Origin of the sequence: Enterococcus sp. DIV0421, assembly GCF_051713745.1 — a bacterium.
GTDB classification, from domain to species: domain Bacteria; phylum Bacillota; class Bacilli; order Lactobacillales; family Enterococcaceae; genus Enterococcus_D; species Enterococcus_D casseliflavus.
The window spans coordinates 1-896 of record NZ_JBIOQM010000021.1; the positions used below are offsets into that span (position 1 = coordinate 1).

Annotated in this window: 1 protein-coding gene and 1 pseudogene; both read right to left on the bottom strand. The window is 37.3% G+C overall.

What is annotated here, in order from left to right:
- Positions 1 to 18: 18 nt before the first annotated feature.
- Positions 19 to 747, bottom strand: coding sequence for an IS21-like element helper ATPase IstB (gene istB / locus IGI96_RS19725; protein ID WP_195958049.1), 729 nt, complete (start codon positions 745 to 747; stop codon positions 19 to 21).
- Positions 744 to 896 (bottom strand): annotated as a pseudogene (locus tag IGI96_RS19730) (IS21 family transposase); the annotation flags it as partial. The gene istB and the pseudogene IGI96_RS19730, both read right to left, overlap by 4 nt.

Here is an 896-nt window from a genome sequence, read left to right on the forward strand (position 1 = left end):
TGCAACTAGTTTTTTCCTTCAATATGATTTAGATAATGAATTTTTCAACCTGAAACTTTCGCCTTTAAAGCTGATAATGTGAGCGTGATGGATTAGCCGATCAACGAGAGCAGCTGTTAAGCGAGAATCCATAAACACTCGATTCCATTGACTGAATTCTAAATTAGAGGTAATAATAATGCTCTTTTGCTCATACCAATCTGAAATCAGTTGAAAGAGCAGTTCAGCTCCTTCTTTCGTCAATGGTAAGTACCCCATTTCATCAAGAATAATTAATTCTGTTGTTTCGAATCGCTTCTTGAAACTGGCTAGCTGTTGTTTTTTTAAGGCACTCTCTAATTGTTCAACGAGATTGTTTACTCGGAAAAATTTGGTTGAAACACCTTCACTACAGGCTTTTCTCCCTAATGCGATCGCTAGATGCGTTTTCCCTGTACCAGGAGAGCCAACACAAACAATGTTTTCTTGCCTTTTTAGAAAATCAAGAGAGACAAGGGTCGCCTTATCTAGATGGGCTGGTAGAAAAATATCTTCGTGCCATTCATAGTTCTTTAGCGATTTTGGTACAGGAAATTTGGCTAATTTTTCCATCCGTTCTAATTTGATCTGCTGTCTGGTCTCAAGCTCTAAACGGAATAAATCGGTAATAAATTGTTCTGGAGCTTCGAAAGAAGCTCTTGGTAAGTTCGTGATGATATGGCTTAATCGAAGCTTTTTGCAATAATCTTCTAGCGTCTGTCCAGTCATTTTTGCACGCCTCCTGATTTTGTTAATGCATCATAGTTTGACCAATTCACATCAAAGTCAGAGGGGGCATCTTCTTGAACAACTAATTCGTAAAATTGTTCATTAATTTGTTGGATATCATAGGTCGCTAATAAACTTAGTAATTGTTT

Coding starts and splice junctions, on each gene's coding strand:
- istB (WP_195958049.1), bottom strand. CDS start 747: ATGACTGGACAGACGCTAGAAGATTATTGCAAAAAGCTTCGATTAAGC.